This is a genomic window from Pseudomonas orientalis (assembly GCF_002934065.1).
Classification (GTDB): Bacteria; Pseudomonadota; Gammaproteobacteria; order Pseudomonadales; family Pseudomonadaceae; genus Aquipseudomonas; species Aquipseudomonas orientalis_A.
Genome location: NZ_CP018049.1, coordinates 3267115 through 3284667, shown reverse-complemented (window position 1 = coordinate 3284667; position 17553 = coordinate 3267115). Strand labels below are relative to the sequence as shown.

Here is a 17553-nt window from a genome sequence, read left to right as displayed (position 1 = left end):
AACGTTATGCAAGCTGTCATGAACCCGAAGTATCCAGGGCTCAGTGTGCGAGTCGCCGATGAAGGCTTCGACGCTTATGTGTGGGGCAATGACTTCAGTTTCGAGGTCAGTGCCTATGGCGTGCCGCAGATGGACAAGCGTGTCGATCAGTGGCCGCTGGAGCGCATCCTGCCCTATCGCAAGTGCTATGGCATCGACCCGGAAGAATTCGCCAGCTTTCGCAACGCGCCCGACAGCGCGATCTTCATGGCCTATCTGGATGATCGTGCCGTCGGACACGTCGTGGTCAGTACCAACTGGAACGGCTTTGCCCACGTTGACGAGCTGGCGGTGGCGCTGCCTGCACGGCGTCACGGTGTCGCCAAGGCGCTGTTGGATGTGGCGCAGTTCTGGGCACGCAAGAAAAACCTGCCGGGCATGATGCTTGAAACCCAGAACAACAACCTCGGTGCCTGTCGCCTGTATGAGCGTAGCGGGTATGTCATGGGGGGCATCGATCAACTGCGCTATCGCGGCATCGACCCGCAAACCCGTGAAGTGGCGATTTTCTGGTATCGGCTGTTCAAGACTGAAGTCAGCTCCATCTGAGGCCGCGTCTATACGAGTTTCATGTCGTTGGACAGCAGGTTTTCGGCCTTCTGGGTCACGATCTCCAGCAGCGCGCTCAGGGCCGGTGACGCGGCCCCGTCATGCAGGGTCAGGGCATACAGCTTGACACTGATCGGTGGTGAGATCGGGCATACATCCAGTCCCGCGTCCCGTGCACCGCAGGCCGTGAACGGGTCGACAACCGCGAGGCCTTCGCCGGCTTCGACCATGCTGCGCATCATCTGGTACGTCTGCACCCGCGTCTGCACCACCGGCAGCGGGCGCAAGGCTTGCAGCTTGGCGTCCAGCAGGCGGCTCAGCGGGTCCTGGCCTTCCAGGCCAATCATCGACTGTCCCGCCAGGTCCTGCAGTGCGATGTACTTCTGCCTGGGTTTGAGCCAGCCATGGGGCGCGAGCAATTGCAGTTTGCCTTGGGCCAGCACGCTGCTTTGAATGTGCGGGTGTTCCGGATCACGCAGACTCAGACCCACTTCGGTTTCATGCAGCAACAAACTGCGGACGATCTCCCGGGTCGGTTGGCTTGACAGGTTGCACGGCGTGTCCTGGAAACGTCGGCGCAGCAGGGCGATGCTGTGGGGCAACAGCTGGTTAGCCAGCGGCGGGGTGCACAGCACACGCAAGGTTGGCGCGTGATGGTGCTTCAAGCGGCTGGCCAGGCGCTGTATCGGCTCCAGCGCTTCGTACAGGGGCGCAATGTGCGCCTGCAGCTCCAGGGTTTCACGGGTGGCTTGCAGGCGCCCGCGCACACTGGCAAACAGCATGAAGCCCAGTTGCAGCTCGGCATCCCTGAGGGTGGCGTCCACCTCGCCCACGGAGAGTTGCAGCCACTCGGCGGCCAGGCCTGGGTGTCCGGTCTGCAAGATGGCCTGAATCACTTCGATATGACGTAAACGCATGGCCGGAGTCTATGTGCAGCGCGTCGGGGATTCAATGGCGCAGGTCTTTGTGCGCAAAAAAGACTGCGCGCGTCGCCCTGGCCTATGGCTTTGCACCACGATCCTACTAGAATGCTGTGTCTGATCAGTAACGACCAATGCCGGTTACCCGGTACTTACAACAAAAACAGGTCTGGTCTCAAATGCCTCTATCCTCGATGCTCTTCGGGGTAACGGCCAAGCAACTCCTGGTGCTGGTGACCGTAGGATGCATGGCGGCTTACTTCTTGAATAATCACACTGAACACGCGCCGGAAAACCCCGAACTTGAAGCGTTTATCCGCTCCCAGGAACAGGTTGGCGAACAGGTGGGCGCGGTGCTCGGTATCACGTTGATCAGGCAGGTGGAGGCCTATCCCGCTTACGACCAGTCGGGCTACACGCGTTCGATGTATGCAGTTGAGGGGGAGAGAGGGCAGGTGGTGGTGATGCTCAAGCGAGGCGAGCAGGGCATTGAATTGACGCAAATCCGCAGCCCGTGAGCGTCCCCTGCCCAGTCGCCAGGACTGGGCAGGTGTTTAAGGCTAAATCTTATGAGGCGAGGGTGGTCTTTGATTCGCGTACGAGGACTGTGCCCGATTGAATCAATCTGAACTCATCACCCTCGAGCTTTTCCACCCGGTCGCCAATGGCCAGCTTGTAGGTGATGGCAGGCGCCGAGCCCGCCAGGTCGCCTTGCGCCGGTTCGGATTCCTGGAACTCATGCACCGAATATACGCGGCCTTCCGCGTCTCTGGCATGAAACTGTCCGACTAGTACTGCTGCCATCTGTTTAGAACCTCTGGAGATAAACACTCGATTTGCGGTTCTGTAGACCGTCAGGGAGCGGGGTAGTTTACCTATAAGAAAAAAATACTATTCGTTTAAAATTTCAGACGTTTCCCACGCGTTGGGTTGCACGGCAACTTTTGCGGCATTCTCAAAACCCGCTGGTGCACGCGCGGTGAAATCTCTATAACTACAGGCTCCTTAGTCAAACGTCGGGAAACCTCAATGAGCAAGGTCTACACGATTGCCGTCCTGGTCGGCAGCTTGAGAAAAGACTCGATCAACCGCAAAGTCGCCTTGGCACTGGCCGAGTTGGCGCCTGCCAACCTGAAGCTGAACATTGTTGAAATTGGCGATTTGCCGCTCTACAACGAGGACATAGACGGGCCAGGCGCGCCGCAAGCCTACAGCACTTTCCGTCAACAGGTGAGTTCATCCGACGCGGTGTTGTTCGTGACGCCCGAATACAACCGTTCCGTGCCGGCGCCGTTGAAGAATGCCATCGATGTCGGGTCCCGCCCCTATGGGCAGAGTGCCTGGAGCGGCAAGCCCGGTGCGATCATCAGCGTATCGCCAGGCGCCATTGGTGGCTTTGGTGCCAACCATCACCTGCGCCAGTCCCTGGTGTTTCTTGATGTGTGGTGCATGCAACAGCCTGAAGCCTACCTGGGCGGAGCGGGCAGCGTGTTCGATGAGGCCGGCAAGCTGTCGGAAAAGACCCGGCCGTTCCTGCAGGCGTTTATCGATGCCTTCGGCAAATGGGTCGAAAAACAACAGGGCTGAATCGGACCATGAGTCCGGGTGCGGGAGGGGTTTGCCCCTCCCGCCGTTGGATCAGCGCAGCCAGTTGGTGCGCGCCAGCTCGATCACTTCATCACCACGCCCGCTCATTACCGCCTTGAGCATATACAGGCTGAACCCCTTGGCCTGTTCGAGTTTGATCGTCGGCGGCATCACCAACTCCTGGGTGGCCGTCACCACATCCACCAGCACCGGGCCGTTGTGGGCCAGCGCTTGGCGCAGGGCCGGCTCCAGGTCTTCGGATTGTTCCACGCGAATCCCCAGGATTCCCATGGCATTGGACATGGCCGCGAAATCCGGGTTTTTCAGCTCGGTGCCCGTGTCCAGGTAGCCTGCGGCCTTCATCTCCATGGCGACGAAACCCAGTGATGCGTTATTGAACACGATCACTTTGACGGGCAGGTTCAATTGCGCCAGCGAAATGAAGTCCCCCATCAACATGGTGAAACCGCCGTCACCCGACATCGAGATGACCTGCCGACCCGGGAACGCCGCCTGCGCCCCGATGGCCTGGGGCATGGCGTTGGCCATGGAACCGTGGTTGAACGAGCCGATCAGGCGGCGCTTGCCGTTCATCTTCAGGTAGCGCGCGGCCCATACGGTCGGTGAACCGACATCGGCGGTGAAAATCGCATCATCATCGGCCAGCTCGCTGAGCAGGCGTGCTACGTATTGAGGGTGGATCGGTCGATCAGCCTTGGACGGTTGCGCCAAGTCATCCAGGCCCTGGCGCGCTTTCTCGTAATGCTTGAGGGAGGTTTCGAGGAAGCTGCGATCGGTCTTGCGGGTCAGGCGCGGCAACAGCGCGCCGATGGTTTCACTGACATCGGCGGCGATGCCCAGGTCCAGGGTCGCGCGTCGACCCAGGGCCTGGGGGTCACGGTCAACCTGGATAATTCTGGCGTCGGTCGGATAGAACTGACGGTAAGGGAAGTCGGTGCCGAGCATGATCAGCGTGTCGCAGTCGAGCATCGCGTGGTAGCCGGAGCTGAAACCGATCAGGCCGGTCATGCCCACATCGAACGGGTTATCCCATTCCACATGCTCCTTGCCGCGAAGCGCATGCACCACCGGCGCGCCGAGGGCGTCGGCCAACGCCACCACCTGGTCATGGGCACCGGCGCAACCGCTGCCGCACAGCAGTGTGACTTTCTCGCTGCTCTGGAGCATATCGCTCAAGCGCTGCAAGTCGGCCTCGGCCGGCAATGTGCGCGGTGCATGCAGCGCCGGCCACGGCTTGAGCTTGTCGTCTACCTCCAGCAGCGACACGTCTCCCGGAATCACCACCACCGCCACGCCCCGGTTGAGGATCGCCGAACGCATGGCGCGATGCAGCACCTGGGGCATCTGCTCGGGGTTGCTCACCAGCTCGATAAAATGGCTGCATTCCTTGAACAGTTCCTGGGGATGGGTTTCCTGAAAATAATTCAGGCCGATCTCCGAGGACGGAATCTGCGCAGCAATCGCCAGTACCGGCACATGGTTGCGATGGCAGTCGAACAGACCGTTGATCAAATGCAGGTTGCCCGGCCCGCAACTGCCGGCACACACGGTCAGCTCACCGGTGGCGGCGGCCTCGGCGCCGGCGGCGAACGCGGCCACTTCTTCGTGGCGCACATGCATCCATTCGATGCTGTCCATGCTGCGCAGGGCGTCGGTGAGCCCATTGAGGCTATCGCCGGTCAGGCCCCAGATGCGCTTGATGCCCGCCTGTTCAAGGGTGGTCGCCAACTGCTGGGCCAGGTTGATTTTCGCCATGAAGCACTCCAATCGTCAGTGAGGTTGAAAAACTGCTGATCAGTAGGGGACAGTTCAATCACGGCGAATGCTCCACGTTTAATGTGAAGATTGCGTCATGCTTGCGCGGTACTGCCGCGTACGCCGCGCGGTAAACCACTGGTCACACACCAGCGCCAGCCACGGAGCGGCCTTGGCGTTGGGCAGGCGCCCGCGGCTCAGGCGGCGCATCTGGTCGCGCACCAGGGCGAGGGTGGCGAGGGCGGCCAGGGGTTTGCGTTTCCAGTCGATGGGTTTGAGCTGTGGGTTGAGGTCGCGGCCCTCGCGCCAGTGTTTGATCAGTTGCGGCTCCAGGGTCAGGGCGGTGGCGATGCCGGCCATGGCAATGCCGCTGTCGAGCACTTGTTGCACGACGGGCAGGCGGCGAATACCGCCGGTGACCATCAACGGCATCCTGGCGATCGTGACCAGTTCCTTGGCGAACTCCAGGAAGTACGCCTCACGGGCCAGGGTGCGGCCGTCCCGTGCCTCGCCTTGCATGGCCGGCGCTTCGTAGCTGCCGCCGGACAATTCCAGCAAGTCAATCGGCAGTGGGTTGAGCAGTTCGACCACGGCACGTGCGTCGGCGGCATCGAACCCGCCGCGCTGGAAGTCGGCGGAGTTGAGCTTTACCGCCACGCAAAAGGACGGGCTGACGCTGGCGCGCACGGCATGGATCACCTCGAGCAGCAGGCGCGCGCGGTTTTCCAGTGAGCCGCCCCAGCGGTCGGTGCGATGGTTGCTCAAGGGTGAGAGAAACTGACTCAGCAGGTAACCGTGGGCACCGTGGATCTGCACCCCGGTGAACCCGGCTTTCTCGGCCAGGCGGGCGCTGGTGGCGAAGCGTTGGATCACGTCCTGGATGTCGTCTTCGGTCATGGCCCTGGGCTTGGCGAACATTCTGGAAAAGCTGCCCAGGTCCAGCGCGATGGCAGACGGCGCCAGTGCCTGTTGGCCCAGATTGGCCATGGTCTGGCGCCCCGGATGGCTGAGCTGCACCCAGAAGTGCACGCCCTTGGCCCGCGCCACATCGGCCCATTCGCGAAAGCTCTCCAGGTGTTGCTCGTTTTCCAGCGCAACGCCACCGGGGCCGGTCATGGCGCGGCGTTCGATCATGACGTTGCCGGTGAGCAGCAGGCCGGGTTCACCCTCGGCCCAGGCCTTGTACAACTGCTTCAGTTCGCGGGAGGGTGCCTGATTCAGATCAGCCATGTTTTCTTCCATCGCCGCCTTGGCGATGCGGTTGGAAATAACCTGGCCGTTGGGCAGTTGCAAGGCTTCAAAAGGTGACATGCGTTGACTCCTGAGCGGGGGAGGCCTCAGGCTAAGCTTAAAGTTAACTTTAATGTCAAGCGGACGGTTCGATGAATATTGGTGAACTGGCAAAACAGAGCGGGTTGGCGGCGTCGCGCATCCGTTTTTATGAGGCCGAGGGGTTGATCAGTCAGGTCGGGCGCCAGGCCAATGGTTATCGGCGCTATGCCCCTGAGGCGCTGCAGACGCTGCAATTGATCCAGAGCGCGCAGCAGGCCGGCTTTACCTTGCAGGAACTCAAGGCGTTGATGCCCGCGCCGGGGGAGCACAAGCGTGATGAGTTGATCGAGGCATTGGAGCGCAAGGTGGCGCAGATCGAGGTGATGCAGGCGCAGTTGGCTCACAACAAGGCGCAATTATTGGGCGTGATCGAGGCGGTACGAGCGCAGCCCGAAGGCGTGCCTTGCTCCATGGGGCAGAAGCAGGTGCTGGCGTCGATTAAAACCTAACCGTGAAAATGCGCTGATTTGCAGAACAAGCAGATCCAAATGTGGGAGGGGGCTTGCCCCCGATTGCGGCGGGCCAGTCATATTGATGTTGACTGACACTCCGTCATCGGGGGCAAGCCCCCTCCCACATTTTTACTCAGCGGCGGCGGAACAGTGGCAGCGGTTCATCGGTAGCGGCCTGGTACGTCACCGAAAAGTCCTTGAGGCTTTCCAGCGCTTCGTACGGGTCTTTGTCGGCGCGCAAGGCGAAGGCATCGAACCCGCAGCGGCGCAGGTAGAACAGCTGGTCGCGCAGCACATCGCCAATCGCGCGTAATTCGCCTTTGTACCCATAACGTTCACGCAACAGGCGTGCGTTGGAGTAGTTGCGCCCGTCGGTGAAGGCCGGGAAGTTCAGGGCGATGACCTGGAAATGCTCGACATCTTCACCGATCTCTTCGGCTTCTTCATCGGCGTCCAGCCACACGCCCAGGCCGCCGTCGCGGGCCTTGAGGGCGTGGCCGTGTTCGCGCCACAGGGCCAGCGGCACGATCAGGTCGTCGCAGTTGGAGATACCGTCGAAGCTCGCGTCCTTGGGCAGCAGGTGCCAGGTTTCGTCGACGACGGCGTTGTTCTTAATGATTCGCTGCATAGACGCGCTCCTTGAACAGGTCGATGCCGATGCGTTGGTAGGTGTCGATGAAACGCTCATCTTCGGTGCGCTGTTCGATGTACACGTCGATCAGCTTGCCGATCACCTCCGGCATGGCTTCCTGGGCGAAGGATGGGCCGAGGATCTTGCCCAGGCTCGCATCGCGGCTGGCGCTGCCACCCAGGGACACTTGGTAGAATTCTTCGCCTTTCTTGTCCACGCCCAGGATGCCGATGTGGCCGACGTGGTGGTGACCACAGGCGTTCATGCAACCGGAAATGTTCAGGTCCAGCTCGCCGATGTCGAACAGGTAGTCCAGGTCGTCGAAACGGCGCTGGATCGACTCGGCTATCGGGATCGACTTGGCGTTGGCCAGGGAGCAGAAATCGCCGCCCGGGCAGCAGATGATATCGGTCAACAGGCCGATGTTCGGTGTGGCAAAACCGCCTTCGCGCAGCTCGCCCCACAGGGTGAACAGCTGGCTCTGCTCGACGTCCGCAAGAATGATGTTCTGCTCGTGGGACGTGCGCAGTTGGCCGAAGCTGTAGCGTTCGGCCAGGTCGGCGACGGCATCGAGCTGCTTGTCGGTGATATCGCCAGGGGCTACACCGGTAGGCTTGAGCGACAGGGTCACCGCTACATAGCCCGGCTTCTTGTGCGCCAGGGTGTTGCGCGCACGCCAGCGGGCAAAGCCCGGATGCTGTTGGTCGAGTGCGGCCAGCTCGGCGTCCTGGTTGGCCAAAGCCTTGTACTCAGGGTCGACGAAGTGCTTGGCGACGCGATGCACTTCGGCTTCGGTCAGGGTGGTCTGGCCGCCGCGCAGGTGTTCCATCTCGGCGTCGACCTTCTGGGCGAATACCTCAGGGGTCAGCGCCTTGACCAGGATCTTGATCCGGGCCTTGTATTTGTTGTCACGACGACCATAGCGGTTGTAGACCCGCAGGATGGCATCGAGGTAGCTCAACAGGTCCTGCCACGGCAGGAACTCGTTGATGAACGCACCGACCACCGGCGTACGGCCCAGACCACCGCCGACCAGCACGCGGAAACCCAGCTCGCCGGCAGCGTTGTGCACCGGCTCAAGGCCGATATCGTGCACTTCGATGGCGGCGCGGTCCGAGGTCGAGCCATTGATGGCGATCTTGAACTTGCGCGGCAGGTAAGCGAATTCCGGGTGGAAGGTGGTCCACTGGCGGACGATTTCGCACCACGGCCGAGGGTCGATCAACTCGTCGGCGGCGACGCCGGCAAACTGGTCGGTGGTCACGTTGCGCAGGCAGTTACCGCTGGTCTGAATGGCGTGCATCTGCACGGTGGCCAGTTCAGCCAGGATGTCCGGCACATCTTCCAGGGCCGGCCAGTTGAACTGCACGTTCTGGCGGGTACTGATGTGGGCATAGCCTTTGTCGAAGTCGCGGGCGATCTTGGCCATCATTCGCGTCTGGCGCGAGGTCAGCTGGCCATAAGGCACGGCCACCCGCAGCATCGGCGCAAAGCGCTGAACATAAAGGCCATTTTGCAGGCGCAGAGGGCGGAACTCTTCTTCGCTCAGTTCACCTGCTAAGTAGCGTCGGGTCTGATCACGGAACTGCTTGACGCGGTCCTCGATGATGCGCTGATCGTATTCGTCGTATACGTACATATAGGTCCTGTTCTCGGCAAATCTGCGCGCACGGCCGCGCACTCCCAACGGAGCCGGCGCACGATACCAGTTTGCGTATATGCGCAAAAGTGATGTTTGGGTATATGTAAATAACCAAACTGACTAATGAGAACCGTTATCGCCATACCCACATTTGTCATGCGGGCAATCATGATCTTTACTGTGATCGAGTCTTAGTGCTGTCACCTATAAAACCGACAAGAGGCGATGCAATGAGCAATTCCACCAAAACCCGTAAACCTGACAGTACCGTGGATGCCTGGGCCATTCTGTTCCTGATCATCCTGGTGGTCGGGACGGCCGTGTTCTGGGTCAGCCACCAGTAACAAAGAGCGTTGATTGGGCCTCGATTGGCTGTCGCATTGCCACTCTCCTGGCGATCATTATTCCAGGCTCGAGCAACCCTGTTGAAGGGTCTGACTGCGTGTGTGTGGTTACCCGTTGAGCCTGCAACTGCTGTTGCGTTAGACCCCGGCCAGGTGCAGTACCAGCTTGACGATGCCGAACAAGGTCAAGGCAAATACCGCCGTGAAGAGCACGCCCAGGATGACAAAGTGGCTGGGCTTGCCGTGGGTGAAATCGCGGGCGCGGTTCTTGCCGCTTTGTACACCAAAGGCCGCCGCAATGACGCTGTGGAGCATCTGCCAGAAGGTCGGCGGCTTATTGTTGGCTGGATCGTTCATAAAACCCTCGTGCGCATGGCTGTCCTCAAGAGCATAGCCAATCTGCCGGTGAGGGCTGCCCTCACTAGTTATTCACCACCGCCCAAGGGTTGAGCGGTGATGTCCTGTCACTTCCATTCAACGGAGTGACACCATGTCTGAATTACCCACCCAAGCCAGTGCTGATACGCGACCGGCGGCCACGCAGAGTATCCATGGGATTTTCTCGAAAAGGCCGTACCCCAGTGGCTGGTCGACGCGACGCCTGCCCGCAGGTCGGCGCTTAAACACAGCACAACGCCCTTGCCGTCGACCTATGAAACGCTTTCGACTGCACAGCGCCGGGCCCTCGACGCGAGCGTTAAAGCCTGCGCGATCGCCCAGGTCCGGTTGGACACCTGGTTGACCTGCACCAGATGGTCAGCGAGTACGCTAAAGGTCAATTGCGGTCGCTGAAAGTGGAATACAACCTGGCCAACTCCCTGCATCACGAAATACTCAAGAGCGCGCAAACTCCCGAAGCGCGGTTTGCGGTTATTGAGCAGATCAGCGACCAATACGCCGATGTCTTTGCGCCGTTTTACGCTGCACCTGAGGATCCAGTGAGCGGGTATTGGTCTCGTTCCACCCAATGGCGGGCAGGACCCAATGAACAAGTGATCAGCGAACTTGAAGCCCGTTGGTGGCGAGCGGTGGGTGAGCGTTATGGCATAGCGGGCGATGCATCGGTGTTTGAGTTGCAGGTGCCGGCATTTGTAATGGACGCCCTGTCGCAGGTGCACGGCGTGGCTGCCGGATCTGCAATGGCTGGACCTGCGAGACAATCAATTGGTGACGTTACCGCTGACGGTGCTGGCCGATGATGCCGCATTGATGAAGACCAACTTGACGGGGAACCGCCTCAACGCAGCGAGCCAGGCCGCGCTGGATTCGGCGCGTCAGCGCGTTGAGGTTACACAGGGCTTGCCCTCTGGGGCATTGGCTCGGTTTGAACAACAGCGTGTGCCGGCCGTCTTCCCCCCCGCAGGAAAGTGGTCTGACGATGAGGCGCCATCTGTTGCCAATGCCCCAGCAGATCGCCGTAGCCGAAGGTGCCGCGGGCTTTGTCAAGCGCTTGCAGCAACTGTCGCCGTTGGTGACCGAGGAAAATGCGTTGCTGTGGTTCGAACAATTGCGTAACGGTGGGATGAGCGATCCACAAATAGACACGCTGTTGACCACCTGGCATCAGGAATACGTCGGTCTGACTCGCCAGCTCAACGGCTGGCTGTACACCCGTGAATTAACTGGCCCGGACGTAAGCCCTCTGGCTGAGGAGCGCCAGTCTGTGGCACTGAAGATCATCGAATGCTGGCAGGCCGGCGTGTCGGCCAACGCCGGCTATGAGCTGAGTCTGCACGGCTTGCGCGTCGACAACCTGCCTGAACTGACGGTGCAGTTCAGCCATGTTCACACGCTGAATTTAACCGCAGTGGGGTTCTCGGCATCGGGGGCCGAAGGCTTTCTCAATAGCTTCCCCGGGGTGCGCAAGCTGATTTTGAGTGGTAATGAGCTGTCGGTGGTGCCCGAGGCAGTGGGGCGCATGACCCAGCTTGAGGCGCTGGATTTAAACACTAATGCCATCGCCGACCCCGAGCCTTTGTATCGATTGTCGATTGGCGCACACCTGCGTCGCCTGGACCTGGGCAAAAACCGCCTTGAGCAGTGGCCCAGAGGCACGTTGGCCTTGCCCAACCTGACAACCTTGGACCTATGTGGCAATTACATTGTTGATTTACCCTCCAGTTTGTTCGATGGCCGTCATGACGCGTTGGTGAATGGCACCGATCTGGCCGATAACGAAACGCTATCACTCGACAGTCTTGATCGGATGAGGGTTTATGGCCTTACCCACAATGGGCCGGTGATGGGATGGGATCAGTCAGAAATTGAAGGCTGGATTCAAGGGTTTGAACATACGTCCGATGAGGCTCAATCCAGCAGTGACAGCGACGAAAGCGCCGATGAACCTCTGGAGGATATTGTTGATCCCAGCCGCGATTCGGGAGAGGCGGTGCTGTCGTCCTGGCTGACTCACTCACCTCAAGGCTTGGCCGCACCTCGGCGGCGGATGTGGCAGCAATTGGCCCAGGAACCGCTGCATGAGCGTTTTTTCCATTTGCTCGAACGCCTGCGCGATACCGATGAGTTCCGGTTCCAACCGGTCGATCTTACCCGGCGGGTGTGGGAAGTGATTGAAAGCGCCGTCGGCAGTAGCGAGATGCGAGAGTCGTTGTTCGCGGCCTCGGCCACCCATGGCACCTGTATCGACGGGCGTATTCTCACCTTCAGCTCGTTGGAAGTGATGGTGCTCGTCGAGCGTGTGCTGTGTGACGTGCCGACCCGTTCCCTGAAGGTCAGGGGCCAGCGTTTACTGGCGCTGTCCCGGCAATTATTCCGCTTGGAGCAGGTTGATACCCTTGCCATGCGCAATGCCGCAGGCAGGGACGAGGCTGAGGTACGCCTGGAGTATCGGCTCGGTTTGACCCGTGGCTGGCCGGACGGGCTGGAGCTGCCGGGGCAACCCTCGCGTATGGCGTTTGGTACCCCGATCAGTGGGGCCGTCTTGACCAGCGCCCGCGAGCAGGTGCTGGCGGCGCAAGCGTCTGATGCGTTCTATGAACGCCTGATTCGCCATGACTACTGGAACCAGTACCTGGAAGAACGCTATCCCGATGAGTTCCAGCAACTTCAGCGCGACGCTGAAGCGGCCCATGAGGCGGTCGAGGACAAGTATGCGGACAGGGAGGAGGGCGCTGACAGTCAAGAGCGCTGCGAGGCGGCGATGAATCAACTGCAATTTGACCGAGAAAGCGCCCGGGTGAAATTGCGGCTTGAACTGTCCCGCCAGGAGGTGCACGAATTGTCGGCGGACATTGTTGTGGCGGCACCGGGCAGGCCTGCGTCGCCGCAGCCGGGGCCCTCGACACGTCAGTAAGCCAGACAGCCGTAGCCCATAGGATTACGCCCACGCCCTGGCAGCGTGGGCGTAATCAAAGCAAAGCCTCTCTTACACTTCCAGGCCGAGAAACAGTTTCTGATCCAGCGGCGCGCCGATCACGGCTTTGTCCAGATTGATCACGGCGCGGTTATCCGCCTTGGCCTGCTCCATCAGCTCCTTGCGCGTAAATAGGCGCTCGGCTGGGGTCTTCAGGTGGCCGAACTCAGGCGTCGAAGCCGGCGATTCAGCGGATGGGTAATGAAAGTGCGCGTACCACAGGTCGGTATCCTCCGGCCTTTTTCCGGATTGGATTTTACGTTTGTCGCGTATGGCATATTCGGTGAGAAAGTCTCCGGCCTTCAAGGGCACGCGTTTTTTCACCAGGTGGATGCTGACAAAATCATGGGTGTGTAAAAAGTCGACCTTGGCGGCTTTGGGACGCTGCAGCAGATAGCCTTCGCCGCACAATTGATAAGCCTGTGCAGTGGCCTCTGTTGCCGCCTGCTCGTAGCTATTGCGCAGTGCAATGGCGGGTTCATCCGTTGCGTTTTTGAGCTCCTCGGCAAGCGCTGTGAATTTGGCCGCATGTTGAGTCAGCATTACCTCCCAGTCATTGGGGTTGATTTCTTCCCGTCGGGTGGCGTCCAGGAGTTTGCGCTGTTGGAAGCGAATGCTGGCGTCGATACCGGGGCGCTCGTTTTTGAGGGCCTGGCCATCCGCTCGGATTCTTTTTAATGAGCGTGCCGCCGGAGTGGGTGCCGTTCTCGGCTCACTCGGGGGCGCGACGATTGCCCAGTCGCCCTCGCGACTTTGGTAAGTGTTAACCACTTCTCCAGTCAGCGTATCGGTGATATCGACGTAACTGACCGGCTCATCGGGCTTGCTTGGGCGCAAATCGCCGATCAGGCTTCTTTGATCAACGGTTTTGATGACGCGTCGGGTTGCCGGTTTTGGGCGTTTGCTCTTGTCGCGGGCGGGGCGGGGGGCAAGCTTTTGTTCAACCAGGATCAAGTTGGCCAGTTGTGCCTCAAGCTCCGTACGGGCCAGCCTGAGTTGATCAAGAAAGGGCTGCCGGTAGTGTTCCCGCAGCAGGGCGCACCGCATGTCGGTCAGCGAGACAACGGCGTTCTCCAGGCGGGCATAGTGCTGGAGCACATCCTTGAGCACGTCGATCTGTTCGGTCTCGGTGTAGCCAGCAGTGGTGCGCATTTCCGTATGGGCGTTGACCGTGGCATAGATCTGGCGGTCTGCGAGGGTATCAAGGTAGGGGCGCTCTTCGGGTTTATCGGCGTCAAGCGCGCGGTTGATGAGCATCTCAGCCAGGGATAACAGGATGTGTTGCTTTATGACGATAGGGGAGATGGGCTGATTGACCGGAACCTCTCTGAGCATGCTTTCACGCAGTGCCGGGCTGGCGCGCTGCACAATGGCGTCGCACTTTTCTGCTGTTTCGAGCAATTGATCCAATGTTTCCAGTCGTTGTGCTGCGGCGCCCATGTACTCATCGTAGGCGTCAGTAATGTTACGCGGCAGCTCGGTGTCGATACGCCTGAGCAGTTCACTAAAGTTTTCGCCGCGTTGGGTGTGCAACGTGTGGGAGATTTTTTGATGCAAGTCTGCGTAGTTCAACACCCAGTATTTGTAAATGTTTAACGTAGCGTTGTCTCGTGCGGTCTTGTATTGCGGTTCTGTCCTGTCCAAGTCCATCAATTCGCCGGCCATGACTTCGGTTTTCAGCAGCCCGGTTATAAACGCCTGGGTGTTTGTGCGGTAGTTGTCTACGGCAATCTCCCACTGGGTCATGGCGTGGGTCGTGGAGCGCTGTCTTTGCGCATGGCGCTCAGCGATTCGGGGGCGCAACACAGGCAATAATTCGGGGTTGTTAAGCCTTTCCCAATCCTCTCTGAGCGCCTGTTTTTGCTCAGTCAGCCGGATGCGTGCTGCCCTTACCGCTTCGCTGAAGGGTCGGGTCTGGTCCGCGACACGTTTCATTTCCCGGGTATGAATTTCCAGCTGCGGGATCAGTTGTTCCAATCGCTGTTTCTTACGGTCTACCAACTCGGCCACCCTTTGTCTGGGCATGCCACCTTCCAGCCGGGCATGGCGGTCCAGGCGCCAGTGCCCTTGGCCATCGCTGAACAACCTGAAACCGGGACGCTGCGGGTGCTGCGGATGCACCAGGTAGACCTCGTTGAAACCCGGCACCACGCTGACCTGGAACAACAGACCGCCGACGCTGGCGTGCCAGGTCCCATCAATGCGGTACAACCCTTTGAACGCACCGCTGAGCTGCGCGGGCGGCAAGGTTTCGGGCCACGGCACCTGCACCTCCAGTAACGCCTTGAGCAGCTTGGCGCCGGCCTGCGGGCTGGCAATCGAGCGGCTGAAGTCCAGGGCCGTTTGGCCGGTAGCGGGTGGCTCGCCGGGCAACGCCACGGCGCCATGGTGCACCTGCGGTGCCACTTGCGCGGGAGGCTGTTCTGCCGTGCGGCGCCAGGCTTCCAGTTGCAGGGCATGCTCCTGCGCAGTGGGCTGTGACAATGGCTTTGCGGGCTGGTCGTTGGGGGCGGCGGCGTGCAGCAGCACCATCGCGGTGTTGATCAAAAGGTCAATCAACGCCAATTCGCGAGTGGTTGGGTCATTGCTGTCCAGGCCTGCCAAGTCCTGTTCCAGGCTGCTGATCAGCACCACGAGCCAGCCGACCAGCATGGCCGGGCCCCGCACCAGCGGCAACAGCAGGGTATTGAACAGCAGCCACGCGCCTTCCATCACAACGGCCCAGCGGCTTTCGTGGTTGGACACCGACTCGCGGTCGGCCAGGTCCACCAGTGCCCGTGCCGTGCTGCCAAACAGATGATTGAGCAGTTGGCCGTTGACTTGCGATTGCAGCCATTCGCCCGCGCCTTCATCGACGGCGAGCGTCGCAGGGGCTGGTTTTTCAGGGATGCTGAATTCATCCCCGGGCAGGAAGCGAATGATGTGCGGTTCCTTGATGCCGCCATGGTCATAGATGGGGCGGGCCTTGTCGCTGAGCCACGCCAGCACCGTGTCTTGCAGCGCACCGGGTGCTGCCAGTGCATCAAGCAAGGCCTGGCGGGTCGGGTATTCATGCAGGGCTTCGGCATACAGCGGCTGGTACAGCAGGTGTGGGCCGACACTCGTATCACGCGGCTCGATAATGAACGCGTTGTTGACTTCATCCGGCGCAGCGCCAGGTTTGCGGCACAAAGCCAACGGGCGCAGAACAATCTCCTGTTCGTCGACGATTCGGTCCGAGGGCATCTGGCCCATCAACGCCTTCACATAGCGATAACCGGTGACGGTTACGCCATGCTGCCCGCGGATCTTGTATTCCAGTGCCTGCATCGGCAACTTGACCTTGAGTTCGCGGGTAAACAGGGTTTCTCGTCGTCGTGCCTCAGCGGTGTCGGACAACAAGGTGTCTTTGATTTTCTGTGGATAGGTGGCGCCGATATCGACGCGCTGGATCAGTCCGGTACTGCCCAGCAGGTAATCTTCGTTGAGCCAGCTTGGAAGAGGCGTTGGGTTTTTGGACAACAGCGTGAGTGTGCCTTTAGGCTTGCCGGCGAGGTTCTTCAGCGCCAGTTCCGTCAGCGACATGCGCACATGTTCGATAATGCCCGCGCCGCCTGGGTAACCGGCGGCCACAGCAAAGTCCAGCACCACTTCGTCAGGGTCGAAGTCGCCATGATCGGCTTGCATCTGCTTGCGCAAGGCGGCGCGGCTGAAATCGTGGATGTTTTCAATGCCTTCATTGAACGCGCGGCCTTGGTTGTGTTGCAGCACCTGCGCCATGGCCTGCAGGTGGCGATGGTAGGCAAAGCGGTCGACGGCGCTGGCCTGGGCAAGCCATGGCGGCAGTTGCTCATTGACCTTCTGCAAGGTCGTCGCAGCGGCTGTCGGCACCTGGGTAAACAGCCGCGCTGGATCGGTCAGGGTGTCGAGGCGTCGATCAAGGGCTCTTTCCTCCTGGCCCTGAAACTTCAACGTCGCCAGGTCTTCCAGTTGCTGATTGAGGATCAGGCCGGCCTGTTGCTCGAACACATTGCCGTCCGGTTCGTTGCGCCGCCACGTGAGGCTGTCGAACTGGAAGCGCGCCTGCATCCTGGCGCCCCAGGCCTGGCCGAACTCATCCAGGCCGTCAAACACCTGGATATCCCCGGCCACGCTGTACAGCAGCACCTGCTTTTCGCGCACCAGCAGCAGGTCGGGGGTTAGCAGGCTGACCTGTTCGCCGGCGTGGGTGAATGTGTTCTCAATCAAATAAACATAGGTGGCGGGTGAGGATTGGGGCAGGCGCTCGGCTTGCACCGGCCAGGTGGCGACGACCCTGAGCATGTCCCGCTGGGTCGGGTTCAAGCTCGATTGGCTGGCGGCTATCGCCGTCATCCGGCCGTTGAGAAACTCGCCCAGCCACTGCCAGCGGCTGCTGCCATGGCTGTCGGTTTCGCTCCAGTAGTCGGCCAGCGCAGCCTGGAAATACAGGTGAATCGATTCGGGCAGTTCATCAATGATGCTTGCGATTGCCTGCATGTCGATCAGTTGCGGGGCATCAGGCTTGAGGATCGTGGGGATCTGTTGCGTCAAGTAGTACGCCAGCTCGCGTTTTGGCTGCAGGTCGAGCAGCTGTGGGTTGAGCACGTGGGCGATGGTAACTTCCATCAACGACCGGTAGGTGTACACACCCTCGGGGTGCGGGCTGGCCAGCTTGACCGTAGCCAAATCCAGCTTGAGCGATGGGTAGCGCTCCAGAATACGGCTGCGCACGGCATTGAACACCACAGAATACAAGGCTGGGCGCGTAGCGAAATGCGCATGAATGGCCTGGGCGGGCAGCTGGCTCAGGGCGGTGGGGGAACTCGGGGTGGGCATGATGAAATCCTTTTGCCTGTTATGGGAAGCGACAGGAAATCGAATGTGGTAACCGCGCAGGCGGTACAGGAA

The 17553-nt window shown here is 60.2% G+C and carries 14 protein-coding genes; 6 read left to right on the top strand and 8 right to left on the bottom strand.

What is annotated here, in order from left to right; translation table 11 throughout:
- The first annotated feature begins 6 nt into the window (after positions 1-6).
- Entirely contained in the window at positions 7-588 is a 582-nt protein-coding gene (locus tag BOP93_RS14685; protein ID WP_065885252.1) for a GNAT family N-acetyltransferase, read from the top strand.
- Positions 589-596: 8 nt separating this feature from the next.
- Here BOP93_RS14685 and BOP93_RS14680 read toward each other — a convergent pair whose 3' ends face one another.
- Complete coding sequence (locus tag BOP93_RS14680; protein ID WP_104503209.1) at positions 597-1505, bottom strand: LysR substrate-binding domain-containing protein; 909 nt, start codon at positions 1503-1505, stop codon at positions 597-599.
- Between the two features lie 182 nt (positions 1506-1687).
- On the opposite strand from BOP93_RS14680, the gene BOP93_RS14675 reads away from it, so the two are divergent.
- Entirely contained in the window at positions 1688-2026 is a 339-nt protein-coding gene (locus BOP93_RS14675) for a hypothetical protein (protein WP_104505293.1), read from the top strand.
- A 49-nt stretch (positions 2027-2075) separates the two neighbouring features.
- Here the strand turns inward: BOP93_RS14675 and BOP93_RS14670 are convergent, their stop codons facing one another.
- Positions 2076-2312 carry a hypothetical protein gene (locus tag BOP93_RS14670; RefSeq protein WP_104503208.1) on the bottom strand — a complete coding sequence of 79 codons (237 nt, stop codon included), beginning with the start codon at positions 2310-2312 and terminating at the stop codon, positions 2076-2078.
- Positions 2313-2537: 225 nt separating this feature from the next.
- On the opposite strand from BOP93_RS14670, the gene BOP93_RS14665 reads away from it, so the two are divergent.
- Complete coding sequence (locus tag BOP93_RS14665) at positions 2538-3095, top strand: NADPH-dependent FMN reductase (protein WP_065885255.1); 558 nt, start codon at positions 2538-2540, stop codon at positions 3093-3095.
- A 51-nt stretch (positions 3096-3146) separates the two neighbouring features.
- Here BOP93_RS14665 and poxB read toward each other — a convergent pair whose 3' ends face one another.
- Both poxB and BOP93_RS14655 read right to left on the bottom strand, forming a co-directional pair.
- A complete protein-coding gene (gene poxB / locus BOP93_RS14660; RefSeq protein WP_065885256.1) occupies positions 3147-4871 on the bottom strand; it encodes a ubiquinone-dependent pyruvate dehydrogenase in 1725 nt (574 codons plus the stop codon).
- Positions 4872-4949: 78 nt separating this feature from the next.
- Positions 4950-6182, bottom strand: a complete 1233-nt coding sequence (locus BOP93_RS14655) for an NADH:flavin oxidoreductase/NADH oxidase family protein (RefSeq protein WP_104503207.1) — start codon at positions 6180-6182, stop codon at positions 4950-4952.
- A gap of 71 nt (positions 6183-6253) precedes the next feature.
- Here BOP93_RS14655 and BOP93_RS14650 point away from each other — a divergent pair, with 71 nt between their 5' ends.
- Positions 6254-6652, top strand: coding sequence for a MerR family transcriptional regulator (locus BOP93_RS14650; RefSeq protein ID WP_104503206.1), 399 nt, complete (start codon positions 6254-6256; stop codon positions 6650-6652).
- Between the two features lie 136 nt (positions 6653-6788).
- Here the strand turns inward: BOP93_RS14650 and BOP93_RS14645 are convergent, their stop codons facing one another.
- The 3 genes from BOP93_RS14645 to BOP93_RS14635 all read right to left on the bottom strand — a co-directional run bounded on the left by BOP93_RS14645 (position 6789) and on the right by BOP93_RS14635 (position 9629).
- The gene (locus BOP93_RS14645; protein ID WP_104503205.1) at positions 6789-7283 is read right to left on the bottom strand and encodes a DUF934 domain-containing protein; all 495 of its coding nucleotides are present in this window, start codon (positions 7281-7283) and stop codon (positions 6789-6791) included.
- Positions 7267-8925, bottom strand: coding sequence for a nitrite/sulfite reductase (locus BOP93_RS14640; protein ID WP_104503204.1), 1659 nt, complete (start codon positions 8923-8925; stop codon positions 7267-7269). Before BOP93_RS14640 ends, BOP93_RS14645 begins: the two co-directional genes overlap by 17 nt.
- Positions 8926-9410: 485 nt before the next feature.
- Positions 9411-9629, bottom strand: a complete 219-nt coding sequence (locus BOP93_RS14635; RefSeq protein ID WP_104503203.1) for a DUF2970 domain-containing protein — start codon at positions 9627-9629, stop codon at positions 9411-9413.
- Positions 9630-10024: 395 nt separating this feature from the next.
- Between BOP93_RS14635 and BOP93_RS14630 the strand changes: the two genes are divergently transcribed.
- Positions 10025-10471: a hypothetical protein gene (locus tag BOP93_RS14630; RefSeq protein WP_104503202.1), complete on the top strand. Its 447-nt coding sequence runs from the start codon at positions 10025-10027 to the stop codon at positions 10469-10471.
- Between the two features lie 179 nt (positions 10472-10650).
- Entirely contained in the window at positions 10651-12585 is a 1935-nt protein-coding gene (locus BOP93_RS14625) for an NEL-type E3 ubiquitin ligase domain-containing protein (RefSeq protein WP_104503201.1), read from the top strand.
- Positions 12586-12657: 72 nt separating this feature from the next.
- Here the strand turns inward: BOP93_RS14625 and BOP93_RS14620 are convergent, their stop codons facing one another.
- On the bottom strand, positions 12658-17481 hold the full coding sequence (locus tag BOP93_RS14620) for a dermonecrotic toxin domain-containing protein (RefSeq protein ID WP_104503200.1): 4824 nt from the start codon (positions 17479-17481) through the stop codon (positions 12658-12660).
- Between the last annotated feature and the right edge of the window lie 72 nt (positions 17482-17553).